This window comes from Streptomyces sp. NPDC041129, from assembly GCF_055592265.1.
The window spans coordinates 87,507-110,623 of record NZ_JBVIYV010000012.1 but is presented as its reverse complement, the minus strand read 5'-3'; the positions used below and the strand labels follow the sequence as shown (position 1 = coordinate 110,623).

Here is a 23,117-nt window from a genome sequence, read left to right as displayed (position 1 = left end):
CAAACTCAGTGGCCGGGAACCGGCTCGGACGACGGCTGCCACTCCCGCCTGATCAGCCCGTAGACCCACGAGTCAGACACCTCGCCGTTGACGACGCAGTCTTCCCTCAACGTCCCTTCACGAACGAAGCCGAGCTTCTCCAGCACGCGGGCAGAAGCCACGTTGCGCGTATCGGTCTCAGCTTGGACGCGATTCAGGTCCAGCGTGTCGAATGCCCACCGCAGCAGAGCGCGCGCGGTCTCGGTCGCGTAGCCGTGGCCCCACGCTGCCTCGTCGAAGCAATAGCCGAGCGACGCGCTGCGGTAGTCCGGATTCCACCTGGTCAGGCTGCACCAGCCGATGAACGCCCCGTCGGAGACCCGATCTACGGCCAGCCGCGCCCCGGTGCCGTCCTGTGCCATCTGCCGGCATGCTGTGATGAACTTCTCGGCGCGCACGCGTTCGCTCCACGGTGGCGAGTCCCAGTAGCGCAGCACGTACGCGCTGCTGTGCAGTGCGAAGAGGTCGTTCGCATCCGCGTCTTCGAAGGCACGCAGTCGAAGGCGAGCGGTGTGCAACGAGGGGGTGGGCAGCGATGTCCTCATGTTCCCTCCCCTGAGCGGTGGCCGATCAATCAGACATCCGATGCGGGCCACTCACAACGGGTTTTCTCAGGGGCCGGTAGAACGACGCGTCCGCTCATCGGCACGACCGAGCGCCCCGGAGGCAGGCAGCTCCACGACCCTCTCCCGAGCCCCTTCGGCCTGCCCGGTGATCTCCCGCTCCTCCAGCCGCGCCGGCAGTACCCCCGCCGTCAGCTTCCCACCATGCTCCGCGCCAGGGCGGCCGGGGAGGTGCCAGTCAGCATCTTCGGCACCCGGTCGCTCATCGCCCACCCGGGATTCGGCCGAGGGCCCGTGCTCAGAGTTGCGCACCAGCCTGCGGTGGAGAGTTGAGCCTTCTTTGGTCAGAACACCGCCAGACGGGACGGCGTCAACGGTTACGGATTCTCGTGGTCTCGGCGACGGTCAGCATGTACGCGGCGCCTGACACTCCCCAAATCCCGCATGCCGCGCCCATGACCTGACATGGCGCGAGCCGATGCTCGCTGCGGCCGTGAACATTCCGCGCTACGTGTACTGGCTTGAGGAACAACGCCGCTGGAAGGCGGGGTTGGACCCCTACTCCGGCGAGCCACGCCCAGGTGACCAGTTGCCCGCACTCGACCGGGGCGGACGCGTGGCCGATCCGGCCCGGTGCGGGGCATGCGGCCCGGATGCAGCGAATTCCGTCGGTTTCCCCCTGTCCTCCGGTTCGGCAAGCTCGAATGGTGCTGCCACTGAACGTGTCGACCGCAGTCGCGGCGCACCGCATGCTTCCACTCGTCCAGCAGAGGATCGCAGCACTACGGCTGGAAGGCTTTGATCGTCGTCTCGACCATGTTGGCGACCGGCATCAACTCGGGCATCGTGGGATTCCCCGGCACTTTCAGGTTCTGCCAGATCACTGCAAAATCGATGTCGCGGCCTCTGTCATGTGCGATCAGCGCCTCCGAGACCACCCGCTCGATCACGCCGGCGCTGTTCCGCTTAAGCGGACCGATTCCAACCTTCGAGTGCGTTGCGGAAATATCCCCGTTAGGCCAGATAAACAGCTGATGAAACCAACTCCGCCCGCCCGGCGTCAGCATGGGAATCAGGTCGGTGAGGCTGCCGCTCTCCAAGGTTCCGGAGAACATTCGCGTGAGGAGCTTCGCCATGTCCACAGCTGTCGTGGCCTGGGCAACGAGCGCATCATTGACGGATGCGATCGTCACCGGGGTCCATTGCCCGATGTAGTCGCCGGCAAGCCAGATGCCGCGCTGGTTCGCTTCATCAAAGAACCCGTCGTCACCGGCCTTGGCGTTCATGAACCCGAAGGTGACGCCGTGGATGCACTCCGCCGCAGGGGCGTCCTGCTGTTGGATGAGCATTCCTCGGAGCTGGGTCCGGTAGCCGAAAGTGAAGTCGACGCCGACCGGCGTCCCGCTCACGTCGAGCTGCGGTTCGAGAACCGTCTGATATGCAGGAATGATCTTGGCTTCGTCGGACTCGTTCGGGTAGGTCGCCAGGATTTTCGCAGGCGTGGCGCTGCGGATCTCACCGTTGAACTGGCTTGCCAGGGCTGCAAAGAAGTCATCCGATGTGGCGGGTGCCTGGGAAGCGCGCAGGCCTTCAGCGAAGAATCTGAGTGTATGTGCGGCATACATGGCTAAGAGCTTGACCATGCTCGCGGAATAGTGGACCTCATTGTGGCGATGCCCGGCCCATGGCAGTGATTCGTTGCCCGTCAGTGCGACTACGGTGAGACCCACCCGCTCCAGCGCTGTGAGGTCTGAGCCCGACAGTCCGTTCATGAACGAATCGAGTGCGTCCTGCATGCTCCTATTGCGTCCCGGGTCACCCTCCGGCTCAAGGTTGTCCGGATAGGCACCGGTGAACATTTCCATGGTCGTTTGCTCCTTATCTGTGTGTACAGGGCCGACGGAGTCGTCAGTCATGGTGTGCTCCATTCAGCCTGACTCTGTGAAACAGGGTCGGCCTTCGGTGGGCCGCAACGTCGCAACTCAGGACGAGAGTTGCTAATAGGAGTGCCTGTCTCATCAACGCATCGCGCCCGCCGCGCCTGCCGTAAACGGGGATCCTGGGGTCGCTAACCCAGACAATCTTCGCGTTCGCAAGGCCTTCGTCTCCACGATGAAACGGCTCGTCTCATCCCGCAACCGGGTCCGACCGCTGAGGTGGTTCTGGACATGGGATCGGTTGGACGAGCAGGTCAGGGCGATTCCATGACTGTGTGACCCGCAGTCCCAAGCGCGGCTTTCCGATCACCCGATCGGTGGGCTGGTCGTGGGAGATGGGCAGATTCCTGATGCCGCGTGGGCGGTGATCGAGCCGTTGCTGCCGCCGGTGGGTGGGGGCCGGCCAGGGGCAGGTGACGTGATCACCCCATGTCATGGATCTCCACGGCGATCCAGCTCATCATCGATCCGACCGGCGAGGTTCTGTGGATCTCGCCCGCACTGCCAGGCGCGTCATCGCTAAAGCCGTCCTCACCCCGGAGAGGCAACGCTGAAAGCGTTCATTGACTGAAATGTCAGGAAATCACCGAGCGGGAACCCTGAACGTCCGCCCGGGCTCGTCCGAGAGGTCCGCAGCTAGAAGCGGGTGACCCGGATCCTGCACCGCGGATGCGTCAGCGAGGAACATGTAGATCAGCTGGTCGTCTTCGCCCGCAGCAGCCTCTTCAGCCAACAAGGCCTGGACCTCCACGCCAGCAAAGCGAAGCTCGCTGACATACGTGGCATGGGTGTACTCACAAGCTGCGTCGAGTGCGACTCGAACCGCGTCCCAAGCTCCCTCGTCACCGAGGTGGGTACGCAGGACCAGCGAGGTCAGGTCATCGGGCTGAGGCAGAGGCATCTCGCGATCTCTCTCTTCCGCTGATTCCGTCCTAGTCCGTCAGTCTCATGCAGGCCGCCTGATGCGTACGTCCGCCAACCCCATGAAACAAGGGTGACGAGGTGCGTCCGATCGTATGAGGAGGGGGAGACAGGCCTGCATGATCCGCGTCGGATGGGCACACCTGTCTGGTGGGCGGGATGGTCCCGCCTGCGCGACCAGTGAGAGGCGGCTGGACGATGGGGCATGGCGGAAACGTGATCGACGAGCTGATGGCTGATCATCGGGAGGTCGAGGAGATGTTCGACCGGCTCCAGGGGATGACGACCGGCAGCGGGCAGGAACTCCGGAACCTGGTGGACGAGATCACCATCGAGCTGGTTCGGCACTCAGTGGCCGAAGAGCAGCATCTGTATCCGGCGGTGCGCGAGCACATCGAGGGCGGCGACCGGATGGCAGACAAGGAGATTGAGGATCACAGAAAGGTTGAGATGATCCTCAAGGAGCTGGAGAAGACAAGCACGGACGACCTCCCGACGAGCCCGCTGCTGCCGCAGCTCATGGACGAGGTGACCGCCCACGTCCAGGACGAGGAGAACAACCTCTTCCCGATGCTGCGCCAGGCCTGTTCATCCGAGGCACTGAATGATCTCGGAGACAAGATCAGGCGTGCCAAGGCCATGGCCCCCACCCGCCCGCACCCCTCCGCTCCCGACACACCGCCGGCGAACAAACTTCTCGCTCCGGGTGCCGGCCTGGTGGACCGGGCCCGCGACTTCGTCACCGGCCGCGGCAAATCCTGACACCCACAGCCGTCGACAGACGAGGCTGTTCGGGCCCGGCTCGCAGACCTTCGAGCCGGGCCCCGGGCCCCGACCAGCTGTGGTGTGACCTGGGCCCTTTTCCCGGCTTGCACAGTTGCTTACCGTGGTGCGTTCACGAGCGGGGCAGCGCGGCTCCGCGACGCAGCTCGCGGAGCCGATCACCGGCCCCCGGTGAGCACGCTTTCAAGGAACGCCCGCCGTGCCCGACGACCTGACACCTGTCATAGCCGCCTCCACCCGCTGGCTGCTGGCCGCCTACCCGCCCCCGCCGGGCGCTCTCAGCCGGGCACTGGCCGAGGCACAGGCCCGACAGGCCGCCACGCTCGCCGCCGTCCTGCGCTACCCCACCAGCATTGACGTCCAGCTCCTGCACCTGCTCGCCCCGAGCGGATCCCACCGGCTGGACTGGCTCACCGGATGCGACCCGCATCCAGATGACACTGATTGGCGGACCTGGGTCGACGAGACCGTCGTCAGCTGGGCAGCCTGCCTTCTGGCTGATCTCGCCCTGGCCGCCCGCGCCCATCACGCCATCACCGCCCCCGAGCACCACGGGGAAGCCGGCAGCCCACTGCGGCTGACCGACCCCAGCCGCCGGGACACCGAAGCCGCCCCCCTGCTCCGCCACCCCGACCTGCTCGAGAGCATCGCCGGCCTGCACCGGCGCCAGCTCATGGAACTCCTGGAAACCGACCGCGCTGGACTGACGTGATCTCCTTGCCGCGGCGCGACGGCGGAGGCTGAGCAGAGCGAGCAGGTCGTCGCCTGCCGTAAGCGGGCAGGCGGGCGGCTGTGCCCCCCTGCTCGGCTCAGGCGGGCAGGCGGGCGGCTGTCCCCCCTGCTCGGCTCAGGCGGCCGCATCCGGCACCGTGGCTCGAGGCCCAGCTTCGGTTCGGTCCGCAGTGGCTGCCCTGCATGCCGTAGATGACGCCTGCGTGCCCAGCACCAGCTTCGGGGACACCGACGCCGGCGGACTTCTTCGCCTCCGCCTGGACGGCGATACCCCCTGCGGCGGGGCGGCGCACCTCGGCCGCCGCTCCGATCTCCAGCCGGCGCACCCCGACCGTTTCCCGGTGGTGTGTGTGGCAACCCGGGGGCCGTCGAAGTGTCGCTGCCCCGTGTGTCACGGAGCGTTTGCCCGAAAGGGGATTGCATGAGCCAGCATCCCGTGCACAAGTATCCCGAGCCCGACTTCCCTGACCAGGATCAACAGCACCCAGGCTGGACCGGCCCCATGGACCCGCCGCCTGACCACGGCGAGGATACCTACGAGGGCAGCGGACAGCTGGAGAACCGGGCGACGGTGGTGACCGGCGGAGACTCGGGCATCGGCCGTGCTGTGTGCCTCGCTTTCGCCCGCGAAGGAGCTGATGTTCTCTTCTCCCATCTTCCAGAGGAGGAAGAAGACGCTCATGAGACGGCGCGGCTCGTGGAGGAAGCGGGCCGCAAAGCGGTCGCCGTGCCGTGCGACATCCGGAAGGAGGAGCAATGTGACCGGCTGATCGAACGTGCCGTCGGCGAGTTCGGGCGCATCGACGTCCTCGTCAACAACGCCGCCTACCAGATGTCACAGCCGGACGGCATCCAGGCGATCACCACGGATCAGTTCGACCGGGTCCTGCGGACGAACCTCTACGGCATGTTCTGGCTGTGCAAAAAGGCGCTCCCGCACATTCCGGAGGGTGGCTCCATCATCAACACCACCTCGGTGCAGGCCTACAAGCCCAGTCCGCACCTGCTGGACTACGCAACGACCAAGGGGGCGATCGTCACATTCACCCAGGGGCTGGCGCAGATGGTCGCGTCCGACGGCGTCCGGGTCAACGCCGTGGCACCTGGACCCGTGTGGACGCCGCTGATCCCGGCGACGCTTCCCGACACGAAAGAGTTCGGGAAGCAGGCCCCGTTGGGGCGGCCGGCCCAGCCCGCCGAGATGGCGCCCGCGTACGTCTTCCTTGCGTCTGAGCGGGCGAGTTTCATCACGGCGGAGATCTTGAACGCCACCGGTGGAACGCCGCTGCCGTGACGGCTCAACGTGTCGAAGTCGGCCACCCGCAGACGACGCGTATCTGAGATGTCAGCGAGGTCGGGCTTTCCTCCTGGGCTGGTCCGCGAGGCCGGGGTGACTCGCAGTTCGGAGTCTGCGTGACCGCTGAACCCGGAAGAGTGGACAGCATCAACAGCAGTCGACGGGTGGTGAGACCGGAGCTTGATGCTGTCCAACGAGGTCGGCTCGGTGTCGGTTCTCAGTGGGCGACGACGCGCACAGGGTGCAGGTGCTGGTCGGTGGCATCTGGGAGGAACATACCGGCCGCGACTCCTGTGGTTGGTGATCGGACGCCGTGACCGTTTCCGGCCCAGGTCGGCCGATCAGCCATCTGTAGATCACCGCAGCTTTCCAAGCTGAGAGCTTGTCAGCACGGCGGGTCATTCACGCTGGGTAGGGTTGGCTGGATGTGTTACCTGGCAGAAGTGTTCATCATCGGGGCCCTGGAGCGAGGCCGGCCAGTGGAACAGTTCCTCGGTGCGACCGGCGCCTCGGGACGGCTTGGGGTCAGGTACGTCGAGGTCCGTCCAACGAAGGCGTCATATGAGGTCTACGTCCATACCGTCGAGGACGTCGGCCATGAGAGGTTCTTCGACCTGGTCGAGTTCCCACCACTCAATGCCGACGAGGACGAGGAAGGGTTCGGCCGACTCGTGGCCGCGGCAGAGCGCCCATCTACCGCACTGGCGGCTGCCGAGCAGGTAACGGGCGCAGTGCGGTGGAGGTGGGTCAATGAGACTCTGGCCCAGGACGAGTATCGCGACTTCGTTCGAGCAGGCCGACCTGAGGATCGGTCCGCCGACGGACACCCCTGGCCAAGTCGCGTCAGCTAACCGTCCATGAACACAGGTGAACCCCCCTAGACACGGTCCGTCCGCCCGCACCCCATAGATCGGCGGGTTGCAGATGGGGTCGCAGTGTCCGAGGAGCTGGCGTTTGCTGCCGCGCGGAGCAGCTCCGCAGTGTCATCGAGCACGGCCGCCGCCGCATCTGGATCGAGGTCCTCGCTGCGGCCCGCTGAGAGGGGGCCGGCCCGCGGCCGATGGCGGTCCGGCCGGTAGGGCACGGCACTTGAGGTGCGGCCCCATCCTTATCAGGTCGATCACGGGGCACCGTCAGCACTGGGCAACCGCCTTGGCACCTCGACGGATGGTCCGCTTGGACCCGGCGCCGGCCGTCGCTGTCCGCCCTTGTTGGTGTCAGACGCTGGTGTCAGAGTCCTCCGCATGCCCGGTCCTAGCGAGGGGCTTGTGTAGAGGTCACCATGATTCGGCCTGCAAGAACAATCGGATCACCTCCACGAAGATCCATGTGGAGAACCCCAGACAGGCAAGCCACAGGCCCCACAGGATCCAGCGGGCCTCTCGTCGCATATGCATGAGGCGATCATCCTCACTCCTGGCGCTGTCGTCGGCCGGTTTCACAGCCACGCGGCAGCAGTGGGCGTCACCCTGTAGCACTAGTTTGGAAGATCGTGGATGCGGATGGCGGTTGACCTGGTGAGACGGCAGCTCGACGTGGTTCCCCGTTCTTTCCCGCCGTGCGCTGCTAGCAGCAGTACGCCGGCTGGGGAGGGCTCCACATCTGCGACTGCCCCTCCATGCGTTGCCCTTGACCGCGCTCCGGCCGTCAGGCGTCCTGGCGCGGGCCGCCGTATCGGAGCTGCTCCATGAGGGCGAGGAAGAGGAAGAAATTCGGGATCTTCTTGACCGGAATCCTTGCCCAGGGCAGTTTCTTGCCGGCCTTGCGCAGCACCAGCACTCCCTGTGAGAGCTCGGCCTTCTCGATCTGCGGCCACGTCAGGCTGTCCTTTGAGGTGGCCACACCGCCCAGGTTGACCGAGAGCTCCCCGTAGGCCAGGGTCCCGCCCTGCTCCAGCCCGGCGAGTAGTCCGGGGAGCTGTGCCCGGGTGATCTCCTGCTGCAACGCCGGGCCCCAGCGCTCGGGCTGGTCGTAGAAGCCGGTCACCTTGAGCGTCGTACCGTCCGCGCGATAGAGCGTGTAGACGTAGGTGGTGCCGACATATATGCCGTTTGCGTACCGCTCGGTGATCTCCTGAAGCACCGTCATCGTGTCCCAGCGGAAAACGGACACTTCGCCGCTCTTCCCCACCTCGGCCAGGCCATGTTCGAGGAGGTGCAGTCGGCGGCCGGCCTGCTTGCGCGAGAGATTGGGCGTCTGGGCGGCGAGCCAGAGGAAGTAAGCGCCCAGGGGAGGAAGGATCAGGGAAACGGTCCCCATGAGCAGAAGGGCAGCGATCCGCACAGGGCCGACACGCTTGGGCAGGAACGTCTCACGCAGTTGTCCGAGCCCTTCGGTCCCCAGAGGTGCCGTCGGGGGGGCTGATGACTGCCCGGAGTCTTGCTGAGCGGCGGATTTCACCATGAGTTGTGCTCCATACTTGGTGTTTCAGAAATTCAGTGACCATTGTGCGGTCGGACCCGACAGCGGTACGCGTCGGGGGGCTTGGCGGCCACCGGAACCGGCACGCCGGCCGAGGATCCACAGCTTCCGTCTCACCTGCACCCAGCACTCTCCCCAGCTCCCATCCCGTACGCCGTCGACCCACACACCGTGGAGCGGGAGTGGTTCATGGCGTCCAGATGGAGCGCGCCACTGTACGAACGACCTGGACGCCATGGGCCGCGTCTGCTCGGCTCTGCCTGGGTCGATGGTGTGCGGGATGGGAGCCCGCAGTATCCGCCACAACGGATCCGCGGTCGGCGACCGCACCCACCTACCGGACCCAGTCATCCCCGGGCTTGATGAATGCCTGCCGGCTGTACGCAAGCAACTCACGTATCCCGGGACTGTGCGCGCTCTTCCAGATCAGGGCGAGCATTGCGGGTGTATCGACGTCATCGATGGTGTGTGCGGTGAGCCGGTCACGGTAGCGCGCGGCCATGGAGTCGCTGAGGATGGCTACGGCGAGCCCGCGGGCGGCGAGATCGGCAATGGCGTCGGCGGCGCTGGCTTGAAGTGCGATCGTGGGTTGGAGGCTCTGTGCGGCGCAGGCCTGGTCGAATACCGTGCGCATGCCGGTGCCGCGCGGCATGCACACGATCGGGTGTGCAACTAGGTCACGCAAGGCGACCCGTCGCTGTTTCGCCAAGGGGTGACCGGCCGGGACTGCCGCGACGAGCCGCTCGCTGATGAGGGTCAGCGCGTCCAGCCCGTCGGGGGTGGCGGTTGCGGCCCCGATGAGTGCCAGGTCGATGGTGCTGGCGCGCACCTTCTCGATGAGCCGGTCGGAGCTGTCCTCCACCAGTGAGATCTCCACGCCGGGATGCGCTTGGTGAAACGTGGCGAGGGCGTCGAACAGCGGCGTGAGGGTGCAGCCGATGACCATTCCGACGGTGAGCCGACCGCGGATCAGGTCGGTCACCTCGCCCAACGCCTGGCCGACCGCCCCAGCGGCGGCGAGCGCGGAGCGGGCGTGTTCGAGCGCGGCCTTTCCCGCGACCGTGAGGGTGACGGTGCGGGCCGACCGGTCGAACAGCTCGGCGCCGAGTCCCCGTTCCAGCTGGCGGATCTGGGTGACGGGGCTTCGCCGGCATCACACGCGCCCGGATCAAGACCCCGCTCATCGCCGCCGTCGAGGGCTATGCGCTGGGCGGAGGAACCGAGATGGCACTCGCCTGCGTCTCCGAAAGGGCTGTTGGTCATCTCTGCCCGGCGGCCGTTTCGGGCGGCACGATGCCGTAGTGGACCTCGGTCTGGCCGAAGGTGGCGTTCCGCGCAGACCAGTGCGGGACGCCGGCTGGCGGAGATGCGACCGGCGAACGTGCGCAGCCAGTGGCAGCCCACCGAAAATCACGTCATCGGCGGTGAGTCGGAACAGCTCGGCGGCCACGACACGGCAGAGGTCGCCGCGTACAAGTATCCGCGAAAGGTATGGTTCGTGGACGCACTCCCCAAGGGACCGACCGGCAAGATCGTCAAGCGGGAGATCGTCCCGCCCAATGAGCCGGACACGCGATGAGGCGACTGGGCTCGTTCACGCCGGCAGCGTCTCGTCTGCTGGTGGCACAGGCCGTGCCGCCCGAGTGCGCAGGCCAGGCACTGAGTGCAGCAGATCGCAGCAGGCCCGCCCGGAGGTGACCACGGCGGTCCACGAGAACATGCCCTCGGCGCTGGCCGAGCGTCCGCCGTGCCTCGAGGCCGCCGCCCGCTACTGCGCCTGCCCTGTCCCCGAGTGCACGCCCGCCCTGCAGGACAGGGTCGACGAGCTGAGCGCTCGGCGGGACGCGATGCTCACGGCCCTGCCGGCCGTGCGTGCCCGGCACGACCCCTCCGCCCCGCACGGTGCGGCAGCCGGTCCCGATCCCGAGCAGGGACCGTGAGGCGGCGTCAGGGGAGACTGGCAATGCTCGAAGTCAGCTGTGGCGGCCGCCTGTTGTCCGTGAATCTCTACTGGACGAATATGGGTGTTTCCCAGGAGAACGACTGCCCTTCCCCGTAGGAGCCCTGGAGTACGCAGTGCGTACCGGCAGTGGCCTCACTGCCGGCTGGTCAGTACCGGTCACGCTTCCGTGGGACAGCATGACCGCGCCCGCGCTGGCGTCGTTCAAGGGCAAGCTCCACTGCGTGTATGTCCGGCCCGACCAGGCGGTGATGTGGACGGTCATGGACGGAACGACCTGGAGTGAGCCCCAACAGATCCACGGGTGGGCTTCCCTCTACGCGGTCGCGCTTTGCGAGTTCAGCGGCAAGCCCCACCTCGCCCTGACCGGTAGGGACGACGTACTGCGATGGGCGACCACCAGCAACGGCACCTCTTGGACCGAGGTGACGTCGGCACCATCAATGCGTGGCCCAGCCCGCACGGCCCTGCCCTCGCCGTCCATCAGGACGACCTGTGGGTCTTCCACCGCGATACGGAGGGCCCGCTGCGCTTCTGCCGAGAATCCCAACACTGGGGCGCCTTGAATTCTGTCGGCTGGCAAGCGCTGGCGAAGCCCCTGGACGAACCGTCAGCGGCCTCCCACAACAGCAAGCTCTACGTGATGTACCGCAGCTGAGCCCCGCAGTACGTGAACACCGCTGTGCGGCGGCCCCGCCCCCGGTCGGGGCCGCCGCACGCGGTCGTCACCGACTGTGGCTCCGTGCCCTGGACCTTGCTCTACTTGGCTACTGGAGAAGCTTCAGAACGGCGCTCGGAAGCAGGTTTGCCTGCGCGATGACGGATGTACTCGCGCACTGGAGCGTTGGGGACAGTACGAGCACAGGCTGCGCCGGGGAGATGGCCTCCTTGGCTGCCTCAGCGGGAAGGGCATCAACCAGTGGCGGGATCTCCTCGGCGAGGTTGGCCGCGACCTCCGCTTCACTCAGGCCGGCCTGTTCAGCCAGGGCGCTCAGCTCATCCGGTGCGATCTGGGCGGCGATGTCTCGCCACTGATGGGGCTCGTTAGCGCCTTCACCGGCCCACTGGTCGGCCTTCTCCGGGATGACGTGCCGGACTCCTCGTCTGCACGGGTAACGGCGGGTTCGGCGGTTGCTGTAGCCCTTGTAGGCGCTGACACCGCCCGGCTTGGTGCGCGGCCTGCCGCAGGTCAGCCGCGGCACGCGGATCCTGTCCAATACTCCTCATAGTCGTATCAACGACTGACTGATCGTCGGAACGTCGTCCAGCCCCCAGCGATGCTCGGTCCTGACCGCTGAATACGGTGGAGGGGCCCGGTTGAATGAGAGGACGCGAAGACGTGGATGTGTATGAGGCCGTCGACAGCCGCCGGGCCGTACGGGCGTTCAGCGATGAGCCGGTGCCCAAGGAGGTCCTCGAACGAGTGCTGACCGCAGCAACGCGGGCTCCGTCCAGCGGGAACCTCCAGCCGTGGCACATGTATGTCGTGAGCGGCGAACCCTTGGCCGAACTGAAGAGGCGCGCGACGGCCAGGGCACTGGCGGGAGACCCGGGTGATGAGCGGGAGTATCCGATGTACCCGGACGAACTGACCTCGCCGTATCTGGACCGCTTCTCCGCTGCGGCGGCTCAGCGATACGGAGCGCTGGGGATTGAGCGCGACGACGCCGACCGGCCCCGGAAGATCGCTACCTTGAACTCGGAGGCGTTCGGAGCGCCGGTCGTCTTGTTCTGCTACCTCGACCGGACGATGGGGCCCGGACAGTGGGGTGATGCGGGGATGTACTTGCAGACGGTCATGCTGTTGCTGAGGGCGGAAGGGTTGCACAGCTGCCCCCAGGTGATGTGGACCATGTACCGCAAGACCGTCAGCCGAACAGTCGGAGCCGATGACGAGCTTGTGCTGTACTGCGGCATCTCAGTGGGATTTGAGAAGGAAGGCGTGCCAAGGCTGCGTACCGGGCGGGCGGACATGACGGAAACGGTGATCTTCATCGGAGTGTGACCGCTGACGGCCGAACCGACAGGGCAGGCCTAGAGATCGTCTTCAAAGGTGATCAAGTGATGAGGGATCATGCTTGTCGTGGTGCGTCGTCATGAGCTTTCGGATGCCGAGTGGGCGGTGTTGTCGCGGTTCCTGCCGAGTTCGGGGACCGCGGGGCGGCCCCGTTTGGACGACCGGGTGGTACTGCACGGGATCGTGTGGAAGCTGCGGACCGGATCGGCCTGGCGTGACGTGCCGGAGCGTTATGGCTCCTGGCAGACCTTGTACACGCGTTTCCGCAGGTGGACTCTGGACGGCACGTTCTCGCGCATGCTGCGGGCCATCCAGGCGGAGAGAGACGCGGCCGGAGACATCGACTGGCTCGTCTCGGTCGACTCCACCATCGTGCGGGCACACCAGCACGCCGCCGGCGGCAAAAAGTGTGAGCGGGCTGGTGCCCAGGGCAGCGGCAACGTCGAGAGCGAGATGGAATGAGGCCGACGTCCATTCACTCTCGGCCTCATCGTGTCGCGCCGTGTCGTCCCATGCCGGCGACAGCCTCAGCTACTCCCGTCGGGCCCTTTCCAGTGGCAGTGGTTCACCCAGCGTGAAGAGATTGTCTTCGACCTCGCCGGTTGCGCAGCACGTCACCCCTCTCAGCGATGAGCCAGGCCGACCCGTCGCCCTGCGCGCCGTAGTAGTTGGCCTGCGCCCTGCCGTATTGCGTACTCAGTTCGGTGCACAGACGTAGCACTTCGTCGCTGCGCTCACCGTCGCACGGATCGCACCACCAGCCGACGACCCGCGTCCACCCGTAAACTTCGGGGCTCACGTATACCCGAGCAAGGCCGTCGGGATTTCCGCCCGCTTCCCCGTGGCCGTCCTCGTCGATGATCGCTTCGGCCTCCGCGAACGTCAGGATCCTGAGCTGTGACCGGTAACATGGTGTCGTCGTATGGATCGACGCATCCGAGCAGGGGGCGACACCCGCCTGCTCGATCTCCGCTCCTATCCGCATCAGGCGGAGCACAACCTCTTCACCGTGGTCGGCGCGGCCACCTCGCCCTGGCGCATCACCCCTACGGCCGCGGGGGCCCCTCCGTCATTCCTCTCTCCTGCGCGGGGCCCGGTCGTCCTGCCGCTCCCGGCCCTCGCCGCGGGCCTGGTTGAAGGCGTCGGAGATGGTCTCCGCAGCGCCGGAGAGTGCTCCCTTGGCCTCGCCGTGGGTGCCGGACTCGGACAGCTGTCCGCCGTCGGACTGGGTGGGCTTTCCGGTGAGATCCGTGAGTCCGGCCGGCTTGTGGGGCCCGGCTTCCAGGTCGAGGCGGTTGCAGGCCTCGGCGAAGCGGAGGTAGGTGTCGACGCTGGCGACCACGACCCGGATGTCGATCTTGAGTATCTCGACCCCCACCAGGGAGACCCGTACGAACGCGTCGATCACCAGTCCGCGGTCGAGGACGAGTTCCAGGACGTCGTAGAGGCCGCTGGATCCGCCCCCGCCTCCCTGCTGCGTGGTCATGGTCATCGCGCACCATCCCCTTTGTCTTCTGTCTGTGGCCCCGTCGGCCCACACTGCAGCAAGGCCGCCGCCTCGGCGCGTCCCCTGCGGCGGCGCAGGCCTTCGCCTGCGAGTAGCCCCCACCACCCAAGGCGAAACGCCGGTGCGGGACCCACGCCTGGGCTACAGCGGCTGCAGACCGCCCTGAGCAGCCGGGCGCCCGCCCCCGGTGCGGAGGCGGGCGCACTCGCAGCGCTGCTGTCAGCCGGCATTCCTCACCGCGTGCAGGGAGCCGCTGAGGGTGCCTTCCTGCTGCTCGTAGTGGGAGAGGGCGAGGCCGAGGCCGATGAACGTCGGTGCCCATTCGCCGACGAAGATCCCCCACCGGTCGGCGCGTTCGATCCCGGCCTTCTCGGCCTTGAGGCTGGCGCACCAGGAGGCGAAGCTCAGGCCGATCGAGGCCAGGCCGGCGATGTAGGCGTGCTCGCTGCGGATGCCCACGTCGTGCATCTTCTTGATCACCATGGGACGGTCTCCGTTCTGTTGGGGCGCCTGTCCGAGTAACCATTCCCCTTTCACATCATTCGCCCCATAAGTGCACATTCGCATCAGGGGGCCTGTCCCGACCGCCGGCAGCAGCCGGGCCACCGGGGCGGACCGGCGGGAATCTGTGCGCGGACTGACATCCAGGACCGGCTCGCCGGGAATCGGGTGGGTGGGAGGTGCCTGTGCTGGATGGTGAGGGCTTGGGCCTGGATGAGGTGCTGCGCGCGGCGGAGGACGCCGCGCCGGTGGAGTCGGTCGACGTGGTGGCCCGGAACCTGGAGAAGCGGTTCTCGGCGAGCGAGGTGTCGTTCTGGCTGGTGGACGTGGTCGGGCAGGAAGCCGTCCGGCTGCCCAGAGCCGGCACGGCCGCGGAGAGGCGCGGTGAGACCCGAAGACGCGCATTGGCGGGCAGCGTCCACGACCGGGTGCTGCGCTCCCAGCGTCTGCACCAGGAGCCGGACGAAGAGGGGGGCTTCCGGTTGGTGGCCCCGGTGACCAACCGCGGCGACTGCATCGGCGTCCTGGACCTGGTCGTACCCGAAGTGGACGACGCGGTGCGGGACGGGGTGGTGCAGGCCGCGCACGCGCTGGCGTACATCGTGGTCACCGACCGCCGTTTCACCGATCTCTACCACTGGGGCCGGCGCACGACCACGATGAGCCTGGCCGCGGAGATCCAGCACCAGCTGCTGCCCTCGGCGTCCTGCTGCGAGGCCGCCCAGTTCACCCTGGTCGGGGGTCTGGTCCCGGCCGACGAAATCGGCGGCGACACCTACGACTACGCCCTCGACCAGGACGCCCTGCACCTATCGATCACTGATGCGATGGGACACGACACGGCCTCCGCGCTGCTGGCCACCCTGACCGTGAACGCCCTGCGCGGCGCCCGCCGTGCCGGGCGCAGCCTGCTCGAGCAGGCCCACGCCGCCCACCGGGCGATCACACGCCACGGCCGCGGCATAACCACCGGCCAGCTGCTGCGCGTCCAACTGGAGACCGGCACCTGCGAACTGGTCAATGCCGGCCATCCATGGCCGCTGCGCCTGCGCGACAAGAACGTGGAGGAACTGCCCCTCACGGTGAACCTGCCGTTCGGCGTGCCCGCCCCTGTCGCCTACGAGGTGCAGCGCCTCCAGATGAAACCCGGCGACCGTCTGGTCCTGGTTACCGACGGCATGCGGGAACGCGCGGCCGCCGCCGTCGACCTTCCCGCCCTGATCCGCGCCACCCGTGAGGAACACCCCCGTGAAGTGGTCCGGGCCCTGACCTCGGAGGTCCACGAGGCCTGCCGAGGCTCCCTGCCCGACGATGCCACCACCATGGTCCTCGATTGGCACGGCAGCCGTACGGGGCAGCGCCACCTCGGCGGCGGCTGAGAACACCGACCGGATCGAACCGGGATCACCGTCGAACCGGCCCGCGAGGACGCCATAGCTCTCAAGGACCTCCTTCTCGACCCCGTCTGCACCGCGGGGAGGGTTGCTGCTTTGCTGCGGCCCTGGCCCACCGCCACCTGACGCCCGCAGTTCGGCCGACGTACTGGAAGCGGCCTTCGGCGTCCTAACTGCCGAGCAAAAGCGCCGCCGCACACACCCCCGCTGTGCTGGTGTTGCACTGGTTCCGCGAAGGGTCTTACGTGGACTGCCTGGCGCGCGACGCGGGTGTCTCGCAGGCCACCGGCTGCCGCTACCGTCAGTCCTGGGCTGGCATGACTCGGGTTACTTTGCCCTTAAGGTCGGCATTGAGATAGCCGGTGACGTGGTCGTCGGCGAGATAGACGGCCAGTCCCAGCGGGGTGCCGAACGTGTCGTCGGCAGGGCGGACCAGGACGTAACGCATGGTTGGTCGCGTCACGTTCAGGTCTCTATCGGCCCGTTTCAGCAGGGCGGGAAGGACGTCCCAGTTGAAGTCGTTCAGGCTGAAGGGGCGTTCACCGCCGGTGATTGCGCTGCTGATGATGCCCTTCTCGACGCCCTGGCCGGGGCGGTAGGTGTAGCTGTCGTATTTGGTGTTGCTGCCCTTGACCATGATTTCCGCCGACACGTAGTCCGGATAGACGGTGAGGTCGCACGCGCGGTCCGTGCCGGTCGCGGTCTTGAGCTCCTTCACCGCCGTCCGGATGCCGTCCGGGGTGAGCAGACCTGTGTTCCCGTGAGCTTGGGGCGTCGGTGCTGAACGGGACGCTCTTGTCGGTCCGGGAGTCGGGTCTTTCGCACTGGCCGAGGAAGAGCCAGGTGTGTTGCCGGCCTTTCCACCGTCGTTGGCGCCTCCGTCCGGTATTAGGGTCCACACCAGGACTCCTGCCAGCATGGCCCCGATGACGGAGGAGACGATCGCGATCCGGTTCTTCGCGCGGCCGCCTGGTCGTGACGGCGTCGGCCGTGTGGGGCGCACCGGGTAGGGGGTCGACGGCCCGGTGGGGCCGGGCACGGCGTCGTGCGGAGCCGACGATGCGAAGCCAGTCGGCGGCCCGAAGCCCGAAGGCGGTCCGAACCCGGCCGGTGCCAAGGGTGTGGGGGTTGGCCCCGGCGGAGGTGCCAGCCGGTACGAGGTGGACCCGCCCGCGCCGACGGGAGAGCTTTGAGCCGTGTTCCGGTCTTTGGCCGCGTCCGCGAGCATCTGGTCGGCGCTCTCCGCGTCCGCCCGGCCGGCTGGGTCTTTGACAAGCACGGCGTTCAGGAAACTGGTCAGCGCTCCGGCCTGCAGGGGCGGCGGAAGTTCCTCGCTCAAGAGGGCCGCCAGCGTTGCGAGGGTGCTTCCCCTGCGCAGCGGGTGCTGCCCCTCGACGGCGACGTACAGCATCATCGCTAGCGACCACAGGTCGGAGGCCGGGCCGCCCTCGCCGCCGGAGATACGCTCGGGCGCCATGTAGTCGGGCGTTCCGATGATGGACCCGGTCGCAGTCAGGGCGGTCGACTCCCTGATGGCCGCGATGCCGAAGTCGGTGAGGACGGGACGTCCGTCGGGCCTCATCAGGACGTTGGCAGGCTTCACATCCCGGTGCTGGATACCGACATCGTGCGCGGCGCGTAGCGCGGCCAGCACGTCGCGGCCGAGCGTAGCTGCCTCGACGGGCGCCAGCGGCCCCTTCTCAAGCCGGTCCTGGAGCGATCCGCCGGTCACCAACTCCATGACGATCCATGGGTAGGTGTGCTCCCCGTCGTCCACCACGTGGTGGATGGTCACCACATTGGGGTGGTCGACACGGGCGAGCGCCCGTGCCTCGCGCAGTACCCGAGCCCGGAGCATTGCCGCGCCCTGGGGGTCATATTCGGCAAGACCCGGATCGGGGGGCCGTACTTCCTTGAGCGCGACGGCCCGGTCAAGGACCAGATCGCGCGCCCGCCACACCATGCCCATGCCGCCGCCACCGAGCCGCGCCTCCAGCACGAAGCGCCCGTCTATGACCCGTCTGCCGGATTCGCTGTCGCTCATGGCCAGGAGCCTACGAGATTCCGGTGGCGCGGTGCCGCGCAGGTGACCTCACCGTCCCGGGCCGATGCGTCCTGCTCTTACATCCGGTCAGCGGACGACGCCGAAGACCTGCTTCTGCAGACCGTTGGCATAGACCTCGTGCTCGACGAGCTTGAGCTTCTGGGTGTCCTTGTCCGTGGCGCTGAAAAGCCGCTTGCCCGCGCCGAGCAGGAGCGGGAAGACGAGCAGGTGGTAGCGGTCGATCAGGCCGGCGTCCGAGTCCTCGGTGTCTCATGTCCAGCTGGCGGCAGATTCGGTTGGTGTGTGCTTCGACCGCACTCGTGGCCTCGGCACGCCAACCATGATCTATGACTGTGGATCATGGAGAAACTCATCGACTGTCGCCAGTCATTTCCGGCGGCCTTGGCCACCGGATCCGCTCGGGAGCCGCACGCGCTGTGGAGTCGAGGTCGGTGATCCAAACGAAACGGCCTAGTCGTCCCCGCCCCCGCGGGGGTAGCTCCAGCTTGGCGGATTCGGGGAATTCCACCTCGCGTTGGTCCTCGGGCCCGCGGGGATGGTCCCGTCGTGGTCGCGCCTCCGGTCAGCGCTTCGGTTGCACACTGTTTCCTTAACGCCTGCCAGGACTACCGTGCGCGCCAGCCCACCCAACGGAGGAAAGCGCCATGACTCGCAGGCTGTGGAAGGTCGGAACCAACTCCGGGAACAACGGCTGCCCAACCCTGTACACGGACACCGGGAGCGGCGCGTACATCGTCCAGGGCGACCCGGTTACGGACCCGGCCGAGGTGGAGCAACTCGATCTCGCGCCGGGCGAGGCCGCCGTCACCGTGCCCCGGGAGCTGCTCGCCAACTACGGACCGTAAGGGCCCGTGCACGTGGCCCAGTTCATCAGCCTCGACGAGTTCGACGGCATGTTCACTAGGCTGCGCCACTCCGCGTGGCGGCTGGAGACCCGCCGCCGCTACGTCTGGGACGAACGAAAGGACACCTACCGTCAGTTCCTCGCCGATGGCCGGGCGGCGCATCCCGTGCAGGAGGCTGCGTGGTCGAGGTACGCGCGGTAGGCCTGCTGCGATCGGGTGGCCTGAGGGTTGGCGGCAACCCGTTGAACGAAGCCGGCGCGGCTTGCCCGCCTCTGCCGTCCGATCTGGCTCACCGCCGCCACCCACGGGTAGAGATCGCCGCATGGATCGCGTGGCCCAACCGGGTGCCTTCACGCGTGCCGGAGGGTGTCGCCCCGCCGTCGGCCGCGGACGGCTCCTAGCCTCGACGGCATGCTGGGGCTACCTGCGCACGTCCGTGCCTGCCTGTTCGACCTCGACGGAGTGCTCACCCAGACCGCGAAGGTGCACGCGGCCGCCTGGAAGGAGATGTTCGACGACTATCTCCGCGACCGCGCGGCACGCGAAGGCACCGCGTTCGTGCCCTTCGACGCGGTCGAGGACTACGACGAGTACGTGGACGGGCGGCCCCGCGAGGACGGAGTGCGCACGTTCCTCGCCGCACGCGGGGTGCACCTGCCCGAGGGAGCGCCGGACGACCCGCCGAAGGCGGAGACCGTGAATGGGCTGGGCACCCGGAAGAACAACCTGGTGCTGCGCCGGATCCGTGACGAAGGGGTCGAGCCCTACGAGGGTTCGGTCCGCTTCGTGCACGCCGTGCGGGAAGCCGGACTGCGTACCGCGGTGGTGTCCTCCAGCGCGAACTGCCGGGACGTCCTGGTGGCGGCCGGCATCGAGGAATTGTTCGACGAGCGGATCGACGGCGTGGTGGCGCACGAACGCGGGCTGCGCGGCAAACCCGCACCGGACACCTACCTGGAGGGCGCAGGCGCTCTGGCGGTGGAGCCCGGCCGGGCCGCGGTGTTCGAGGACGCGCTCGCCGGGGTCGAAGCGGGGCACGCGGGACGGTTCGGCCTGGTCGTAGGGGTCGACCGGGTCGGCCAGGCGGAGCAGCTACGGGCCCACGGCGCTGACGTGGTGGTCCGTGACCTGGCCGAACTTCTGGAGTCGCGGTGATCACTCATCCCAGCTTCACGGTCGAGCCGTGGTGCCTGCGCGAGACCGAGCTGAACCTGGACGTGCTCGCGCAGAGCGAATCGGTGTTCGCCCTGTCCAACGGGCACATTGGATGGCGCGGAAACCTCGACGAGGGGGAACCGCACGGACTGCCCGGCGCCTACCTCAACGGCGTTCACGAGCGGCATCCGCTGCCGTACGCGGAAGCGGGCTACGGATATCCCGAGGCCGGCCAGACGATGATCAACGTGACCGACGGCAAGATCATCCGGCTGCTGGTCGACGACCACCCGTGCGATCTGCGCTACGGCCGCCTGCTGGCGCACGAGCGGGTCCTGGACTTCCGCTCCGGCATCCTCAGCCGCACCGCGCGGTGGACCTCGCCTGGCGGCCGCACGGTCCGGATCACCTCACAGCGGCTCGTGTCGTTCACCCAGCGCGCGGTGGCCGCCATCGTCTACGAGGTCGAGGCGGTCGACGGACCGATCACGGTCGCCGTGCAGTCCGAACTCGTCGCCAACGAGCAACTGCCCCGCATCGAGGGCGATCCGCGCGTCGCCGCGGCGACCGAGTCCCCGCTGGTGGCCGAGGAGTCCTTCGCGCAGGACACCCGGTTGCGGCTCGTGCACTGCACCGACCAGAGCGTGCTGCGGGTGGGAGCGGCGGCCGACCATCTCGTCGAGGGGCCCGAGAGCGCCCGCTGGACGGCGCAGTGCGAGCCCGACGTCAGCCGTCTGACGGTGACCGCGGACCTGACCCCCGGGCAACCGCTGCGGCTGGTCAAGTTCGTGGCCTACGGCTGGTCGGGACAGCGTTCACTGCCGGCCGTGCACGACCAGGTGGACGGCGCGGTGGCCGCTGCGGTCAGCACTGGCTGGGGCGGCCTGGTCGCGGCTCAACGGGCCTACCTGGACCGGTTCTGGGCCGGCGCGGACGTCGAGGTTGAGGGCGACGCGCAGATCCAGCAGGCGGTGCGGTTCGCCCTGTTCCACGTACTCCAGGCGGCGGCCCGCGGGGAGAACCGGGCTATCCCGGCGAAGGGACTGACCGGAACCGGATACGACGGACACTCCTTCTGGGACACCGAGTCCTACGTCCTGCCGGTGCTGACCTTCACCGCGCCGGAGACAGTCGCCTCGCCGCTGCGATGGCGGCACCGGACGCTGCCGGCGGCCCGGGAACGCGCGCGCCAACTGGGGCTCTCGGGAGCGGTCTTCCCCTGGCGGACGATCGACGGCGCCGAGTGTTCCGCTTACTGGCCGGCAGGCACGGCCGCCTTCCACATCAACGCCGACATCGCCATGAGCGCGGTCCGCTACGTCATGATGACGGGCGACGAGGAGTTCGGACGCCGTGAGGGGCTGGACCTCCTCGTGGACACCGCCCGGCTGTGGCGCTCCCTCGGCCACCACGACGCGGAGGGTGTGTTCCACATCGACGGGGTCACGGGACCCGACGAGTACAGCGCCATCGCTCGGGACAACCTGTACACCAACCTGCTGGCACGGCAGAACCTGCGCGCCGCGGCGGACGCGGCCACGCTCTACCGGGAGCGCGCCGAGGAACTGGGCGTGGACGACGAGGAGGCCGCCGCCTGGCGGGACGCGGCGGCCCACATGGCGATCCCGTACAACGAGACCCTCGGCGTGCACGAACAATCGGCCGGATACACGCACTTCCAGCGCTGGGACTTCGAGGCCACCCCGCCCGAGAACTACCCGCTGATGCTGCACTACCCCTACTTCGACCTGTACCGCAAACAAGTCGTCAAACAGGCCGACGTGGTGCTGGCCATGCTGGCGTGCCCCTACGCGTTCACCGACGAGGAGAAGGCCCGCAACTTCGCCTACTACGAGACACTCACCGTCCGCGACTCCTCCCTCTCGGCGTGCTGCCAGGCGGTGCTCGCCGCCGAGACCGGGCACCTGCGGCTGGCCTACGCCTACCTCGGCGAGGCCGCGCTGATGGACCTGGACGACCTGGAGCACAACACCCGCGACGGGCTGCACATCGCCTCCCTCGCCGGGACGTGGATCGCCCTGGTCGTCGGCTTCGGGGGCCTGCGCCGACACCTCGGTGACGACGGAAAGCCGGACCTGCTGGGGTTCGCACCGCGGCTGCCCGAAGCGCTGTCCAGGGTGGCGTTCACCGTGGCGGTGCGCGGACGCAGACTGAAGGTGGACATCGGTCAGACCCACGCCCGCTACCGACTGGTCGACGGCGCACCGCTGGAGGTGCTTCACCACGGGGAACCACTGACCGTGACCGCCGAGGAACCGGTGGACCGCCCGATGCCGGCCGCCCACGCACTCCCTGAACCTCAGCAGCCACACGGCCGCCGCCCGCCGGGCCGGCCCGGCATGGAGGAAGCCCAGGCGGAAACACAGGAGTGACACTAACGTCCGCACCTGCCGTCCGTCGGGCCCGCTCCGGTTGGCCACGTTCTCGGCGCGCCGGGTGGCTTCTTCCTCACCGACCCGACCAGCAGCCTGGCCGCCGACGACGCCCCGCTGGGCCCGTACTCCGCGGCGGGGCATGACGGTATCTCCTGGTGCGGGGGCTGGGGTGTCGAACGGCCGCGGGCCCTGGGGGACTTCGCCCGGGGCGGTGAACCGATGGTGACAGCGCACGGACCGCGAGCGGGAGCCGATCACGTCGGCCCGGAAACGACGTACCTTCCCCGGTCGACGCATCAACGCGCAGAGTAGACCTCGAGAATGCGCTCCTGCCGCTCCTCCTCTGGGGTTCTGCTGTCGGTGTGTCGGTGGCGTGGTGCGGGTGGGCTGGAAAACACGGGCGTCAGGAGATCTTCAGGTGGTGCTCGCGTGCTTCCTCGTAGAAGGCACGGGTTGCGTCATGGTCGAGGTAGAGCCAGCGCGCGCAGTGATGGCCGCCTTCGCCCTCGCCCGGCTCGGGCCGTCGCGCCGGCCTGCTCGACGGCCACGATGGCCGGGCCGGCATCGGCTCACCCGGCGGCGCC

General features: G+C 67.8%; 22 protein-coding genes and 5 pseudogenes. 16 read left to right on the top strand and 11 right to left on the bottom strand.

The window, feature by feature from the left end:
- Positions 1 to 5: 5 nt before the first annotated feature.
- The 3 genes from ACZ6B1_RS30725 to ACZ6B1_RS30715 all read right to left on the bottom strand — a co-directional run bounded on the left by ACZ6B1_RS30725 (position 6) and on the right by ACZ6B1_RS30715 (position 3,440).
- On the bottom strand, positions 6 to 584 hold the full coding sequence (locus ACZ6B1_RS30725; RefSeq protein ID WP_468783702.1) for a GNAT family N-acetyltransferase: 579 nt from the start codon (positions 582 to 584) through the stop codon (positions 6 to 8).
- 800 nt (positions 585 to 1,384) lie between these two features.
- Positions 1,385 to 2,467 (bottom strand): hypothetical protein, encoded by a 1,083-nt coding sequence (locus ACZ6B1_RS30720; protein ID WP_468783700.1) that lies wholly within the window; start codon positions 2,465 to 2,467, stop codon positions 1,385 to 1,387.
- 655 nt (positions 2,468 to 3,122) lie between these two features.
- Complete coding sequence (locus tag ACZ6B1_RS30715) at positions 3,123 to 3,440, bottom strand: DUF6924 domain-containing protein (protein WP_468783698.1); 318 nt, start codon at positions 3,438 to 3,440, stop codon at positions 3,123 to 3,125.
- 218 nt (positions 3,441 to 3,658) lie between these two features.
- Here ACZ6B1_RS30715 and ACZ6B1_RS30710 point away from each other — a divergent pair, with 218 nt between their 5' ends.
- The 4 genes from ACZ6B1_RS30710 to ACZ6B1_RS30695 all read left to right on the top strand — a co-directional run bounded on the left by ACZ6B1_RS30710 (position 3,659) and on the right by ACZ6B1_RS30695 (position 7,123).
- Positions 3,659 to 4,222 carry a hemerythrin domain-containing protein gene (locus tag ACZ6B1_RS30710; RefSeq protein ID WP_468783696.1) on the top strand — a complete coding sequence of 188 codons (564 nt, stop codon included), beginning with the start codon at positions 3,659 to 3,661 and terminating at the stop codon, positions 4,220 to 4,222.
- Positions 4,223 to 4,442: 220 nt separating this feature from the next.
- Positions 4,443 to 4,955 carry a hypothetical protein gene (locus ACZ6B1_RS30705; RefSeq protein ID WP_468783694.1) on the top strand — a complete coding sequence of 171 codons (513 nt, stop codon included), beginning with the start codon at positions 4,443 to 4,445 and terminating at the stop codon, positions 4,953 to 4,955.
- 441 nt (positions 4,956 to 5,396) lie between these two features.
- Positions 5,397 to 6,269, top strand: coding sequence for an SDR family oxidoreductase (locus ACZ6B1_RS30700; protein ID WP_468783692.1), 873 nt, complete (start codon positions 5,397 to 5,399; stop codon positions 6,267 to 6,269).
- Between the two features lie 428 nt (positions 6,270 to 6,697).
- Positions 6,698 to 7,123, top strand: coding sequence for a hypothetical protein (locus ACZ6B1_RS30695; RefSeq protein ID WP_468783690.1), 426 nt, complete (start codon positions 6,698 to 6,700; stop codon positions 7,121 to 7,123).
- Positions 7,124 to 7,919: 796 nt separating this feature from the next.
- Here ACZ6B1_RS30695 and ACZ6B1_RS30690 read toward each other — a convergent pair.
- Positions 7,920 to 8,675 (bottom strand): DUF6585 family protein, encoded by a 756-nt coding sequence (locus tag ACZ6B1_RS30690; RefSeq protein WP_468783688.1) that lies wholly within the window; start codon positions 8,673 to 8,675, stop codon positions 7,920 to 7,922.
- A 352-nt stretch (positions 8,676 to 9,027) separates the two neighbouring features.
- Positions 9,028 to 9,825: pseudogene (locus ACZ6B1_RS30685) on the bottom strand (LysR substrate-binding domain-containing protein); the annotation flags it as partial.
- A gap of 5 nt (positions 9,826 to 9,830) precedes the next feature.
- Between ACZ6B1_RS30685 and ACZ6B1_RS30680 the strand changes: the two are divergent.
- The 4 genes and pseudogenes from ACZ6B1_RS30680 to ACZ6B1_RS30665 form a co-directional block, all read left to right on the top strand.
- Positions 9,831 to 9,932, top strand: a pseudogene (locus ACZ6B1_RS30680) (enoyl-CoA hydratase-related protein); the annotation flags it as partial.
- A 127-nt stretch (positions 9,933 to 10,059) separates the two neighbouring features.
- A complete protein-coding gene (locus ACZ6B1_RS30675; RefSeq protein WP_468783917.1) occupies positions 10,060 to 10,272 on the top strand; it encodes a hypothetical protein in 213 nt (70 codons plus the stop codon).
- Between the two features lie 115 nt (positions 10,273 to 10,387).
- Positions 10,388 to 10,633, top strand: coding sequence for a hypothetical protein (locus ACZ6B1_RS30670; protein ID WP_468783686.1), 246 nt, complete (start codon positions 10,388 to 10,390; stop codon positions 10,631 to 10,633).
- 408 nt (positions 10,634 to 11,041) lie between these two features.
- A complete protein-coding gene (locus ACZ6B1_RS30665) occupies positions 11,042 to 11,311 on the top strand; it encodes a hypothetical protein (protein WP_468783684.1) in 270 nt (89 codons plus the stop codon).
- 109 nt (positions 11,312 to 11,420) lie between these two features.
- Here the strand turns inward: ACZ6B1_RS30665 and ACZ6B1_RS30660 are convergent.
- Positions 11,421 to 11,873, bottom strand: a pseudogene (locus ACZ6B1_RS30660) (YidB family protein); the annotation flags it as partial.
- A gap of 119 nt (positions 11,874 to 11,992) precedes the next feature.
- Between ACZ6B1_RS30660 and ACZ6B1_RS30655 the strand changes: the two are divergent.
- Both ACZ6B1_RS30655 and ACZ6B1_RS30650 read left to right on the top strand, forming a co-directional pair.
- Positions 11,993 to 12,658 (top strand): nitroreductase, encoded by a 666-nt coding sequence (locus ACZ6B1_RS30655; RefSeq protein WP_468783682.1) that lies wholly within the window; start codon positions 11,993 to 11,995, stop codon positions 12,656 to 12,658.
- A 69-nt stretch (positions 12,659 to 12,727) separates the two neighbouring features.
- Positions 12,728 to 13,132, top strand: coding sequence for an IS5 family transposase (locus tag ACZ6B1_RS30650; RefSeq protein WP_468783680.1), 405 nt, complete (start codon positions 12,728 to 12,730; stop codon positions 13,130 to 13,132).
- Positions 13,133 to 13,235: 103 nt separating this feature from the next.
- Here ACZ6B1_RS30650 and ACZ6B1_RS30645 read toward each other — a convergent pair whose 3' ends face one another.
- The 3 genes from ACZ6B1_RS30645 to ACZ6B1_RS30635 all read right to left on the bottom strand — a co-directional run bounded on the left by ACZ6B1_RS30645 (position 13,236) and on the right by ACZ6B1_RS30635 (position 14,660).
- On the bottom strand, positions 13,236 to 13,655 hold the full coding sequence (locus ACZ6B1_RS30645; protein ID WP_468783678.1) for a hypothetical protein: 420 nt from the start codon (positions 13,653 to 13,655) through the stop codon (positions 13,236 to 13,238).
- An 84-nt stretch (positions 13,656 to 13,739) separates the two neighbouring features.
- Positions 13,740 to 14,162, bottom strand: a complete 423-nt coding sequence (gene gvpJ / locus ACZ6B1_RS30640; protein ID WP_468783676.1) for a gas vesicle protein GvpJ — start codon at positions 14,160 to 14,162, stop codon at positions 13,740 to 13,742.
- Positions 14,163 to 14,396: 234 nt separating this feature from the next.
- A complete protein-coding gene (locus ACZ6B1_RS30635; RefSeq protein ID WP_468783674.1) occupies positions 14,397 to 14,660 on the bottom strand; it encodes a hypothetical protein in 264 nt (87 codons plus the stop codon).
- A 206-nt stretch (positions 14,661 to 14,866) separates the two neighbouring features.
- Here ACZ6B1_RS30635 and ACZ6B1_RS30630 point away from each other — a divergent pair, with 206 nt between their 5' ends.
- Complete coding sequence (locus tag ACZ6B1_RS30630) at positions 14,867 to 16,057, top strand: PP2C family protein-serine/threonine phosphatase (RefSeq protein ID WP_468783905.1); 1,191 nt, start codon at positions 14,867 to 14,869, stop codon at positions 16,055 to 16,057.
- Between the two features lie 12 nt (positions 16,058 to 16,069).
- A pseudogene (locus tag ACZ6B1_RS30625) lies at positions 16,070 to 16,198 on the top strand (fic family toxin-antitoxin system, toxin component); the annotation flags it as partial.
- Between the two features lie 175 nt (positions 16,199 to 16,373).
- Here ACZ6B1_RS30625 and ACZ6B1_RS30620 read toward each other — a convergent pair.
- Positions 16,374 to 18,116, bottom strand: a complete 1,743-nt coding sequence (locus ACZ6B1_RS30620) for a serine/threonine-protein kinase (RefSeq protein WP_468783672.1) — start codon at positions 18,114 to 18,116, stop codon at positions 16,374 to 16,376.
- Between the two features lie 87 nt (positions 18,117 to 18,203).
- Positions 18,204 to 18,374 (bottom strand): annotated as a pseudogene (locus tag ACZ6B1_RS30615) (dihydrofolate reductase family protein); the annotation flags it as partial.
- A 407-nt stretch (positions 18,375 to 18,781) separates the two neighbouring features.
- Between ACZ6B1_RS30615 and ACZ6B1_RS30610 the strand changes: the two are divergent.
- From ACZ6B1_RS30610 to ACZ6B1_RS30595, 4 genes are all read left to right on the top strand, one after another.
- Positions 18,782 to 18,982 (top strand): hypothetical protein, encoded by a 201-nt coding sequence (locus ACZ6B1_RS30610; RefSeq protein ID WP_468783670.1) that lies wholly within the window; start codon positions 18,782 to 18,784, stop codon positions 18,980 to 18,982.
- Between the two features lie 12 nt (positions 18,983 to 18,994).
- Complete coding sequence (locus tag ACZ6B1_RS30605; protein ID WP_468783669.1) at positions 18,995 to 19,183, top strand: DUF6879 family protein; 189 nt, start codon at positions 18,995 to 18,997, stop codon at positions 19,181 to 19,183.
- Positions 19,184 to 19,393: 210 nt separating this feature from the next.
- Positions 19,394 to 20,137: an HAD family hydrolase gene (locus tag ACZ6B1_RS30600; RefSeq protein WP_468783667.1), complete on the top strand. Its 744-nt coding sequence runs from the start codon at positions 19,394 to 19,396 to the stop codon at positions 20,135 to 20,137.
- Positions 20,134 to 22,530, top strand: a complete 2,397-nt coding sequence (locus ACZ6B1_RS30595; RefSeq protein ID WP_468783665.1) for a glycoside hydrolase family 65 protein — start codon at positions 20,134 to 20,136, stop codon at positions 22,528 to 22,530. The genes ACZ6B1_RS30600 and ACZ6B1_RS30595 overlap by 4 nt, the downstream gene beginning before the upstream one ends.
- Positions 22,531 to 23,117 lie beyond the last annotated feature (587 nt).

Excerpts from the sequence above, each read along its gene's own strand:
- ACZ6B1_RS30695 (WP_468783690.1), top strand. The coding sequence starts at position 6,698 with ATGTGTTACCTGGCAGAAGTGTTCATCATCGGGGCCCTGGAGCGAGGC.
- ACZ6B1_RS30610 (WP_468783670.1), top strand. The coding sequence starts at position 18,782 with ATGACTCGCAGGCTGTGGAAGGTCGGAACCAACTCCGGGAACAACGGC.
- ACZ6B1_RS30690 (WP_468783688.1), bottom strand. The coding sequence starts at position 8,675 with ATGGTGAAATCCGCCGCTCAGCAAGACTCCGGGCAGTCATCAGCCCCC.
- gvpJ (WP_468783676.1), bottom strand. The coding sequence starts at position 14,162 with ATGACCATGACCACGCAGCAGGGAGGCGGGGGCGGATCCAGCGGCCTC.
- ACZ6B1_RS30635 (WP_468783674.1), bottom strand. The coding sequence starts at position 14,660 with ATGGTGATCAAGAAGATGCACGACGTGGGCATCCGCAGCGAGCACGCC.
- ACZ6B1_RS30725 (WP_468783702.1), bottom strand. The coding sequence starts at position 584 with ATGAGGACATCGCTGCCCACCCCCTCGTTGCACACCGCTCGCCTTCGA.
- ACZ6B1_RS30650 (WP_468783680.1), top strand. The coding sequence starts at position 12,728 with ATGCTTGTCGTGGTGCGTCGTCATGAGCTTTCGGATGCCGAGTGGGCG.
- ACZ6B1_RS30710 (WP_468783696.1), top strand. The coding sequence starts at position 3,659 with ATGGGGCATGGCGGAAACGTGATCGACGAGCTGATGGCTGATCATCGG.
- ACZ6B1_RS30645 (WP_468783678.1), bottom strand. The coding sequence starts at position 13,655 with ATGCGGATAGGAGCGGAGATCGAGCAGGCGGGTGTCGCCCCCTGCTCG.
- ACZ6B1_RS30715 (WP_468783698.1), bottom strand. The coding sequence starts at position 3,440 with ATGCCTCTGCCTCAGCCCGATGACCTGACCTCGCTGGTCCTGCGTACC.
- ACZ6B1_RS30620 (WP_468783672.1), bottom strand. The coding sequence starts at position 18,116 with ATGAGCGACAGCGAATCCGGCAGACGGGTCATAGACGGGCGCTTCGTG.
- ACZ6B1_RS30675 (WP_468783917.1), top strand. The coding sequence starts at position 10,060 with ATGCGACCGGCGAACGTGCGCAGCCAGTGGCAGCCCACCGAAAATCAC.
- ACZ6B1_RS30720 (WP_468783700.1), bottom strand. The coding sequence starts at position 2,467 with ATGGAAATGTTCACCGGTGCCTATCCGGACAACCTTGAGCCGGAGGGT.
- ACZ6B1_RS30600 (WP_468783667.1), top strand. The coding sequence starts at position 19,394 with ATGCTGGGGCTACCTGCGCACGTCCGTGCCTGCCTGTTCGACCTCGAC.
- ACZ6B1_RS30700 (WP_468783692.1), top strand. The coding sequence starts at position 5,397 with ATGAGCCAGCATCCCGTGCACAAGTATCCCGAGCCCGACTTCCCTGAC.
- ACZ6B1_RS30665 (WP_468783684.1), top strand. The coding sequence starts at position 11,042 with ATGGGCGACCACCAGCAACGGCACCTCTTGGACCGAGGTGACGTCGGC.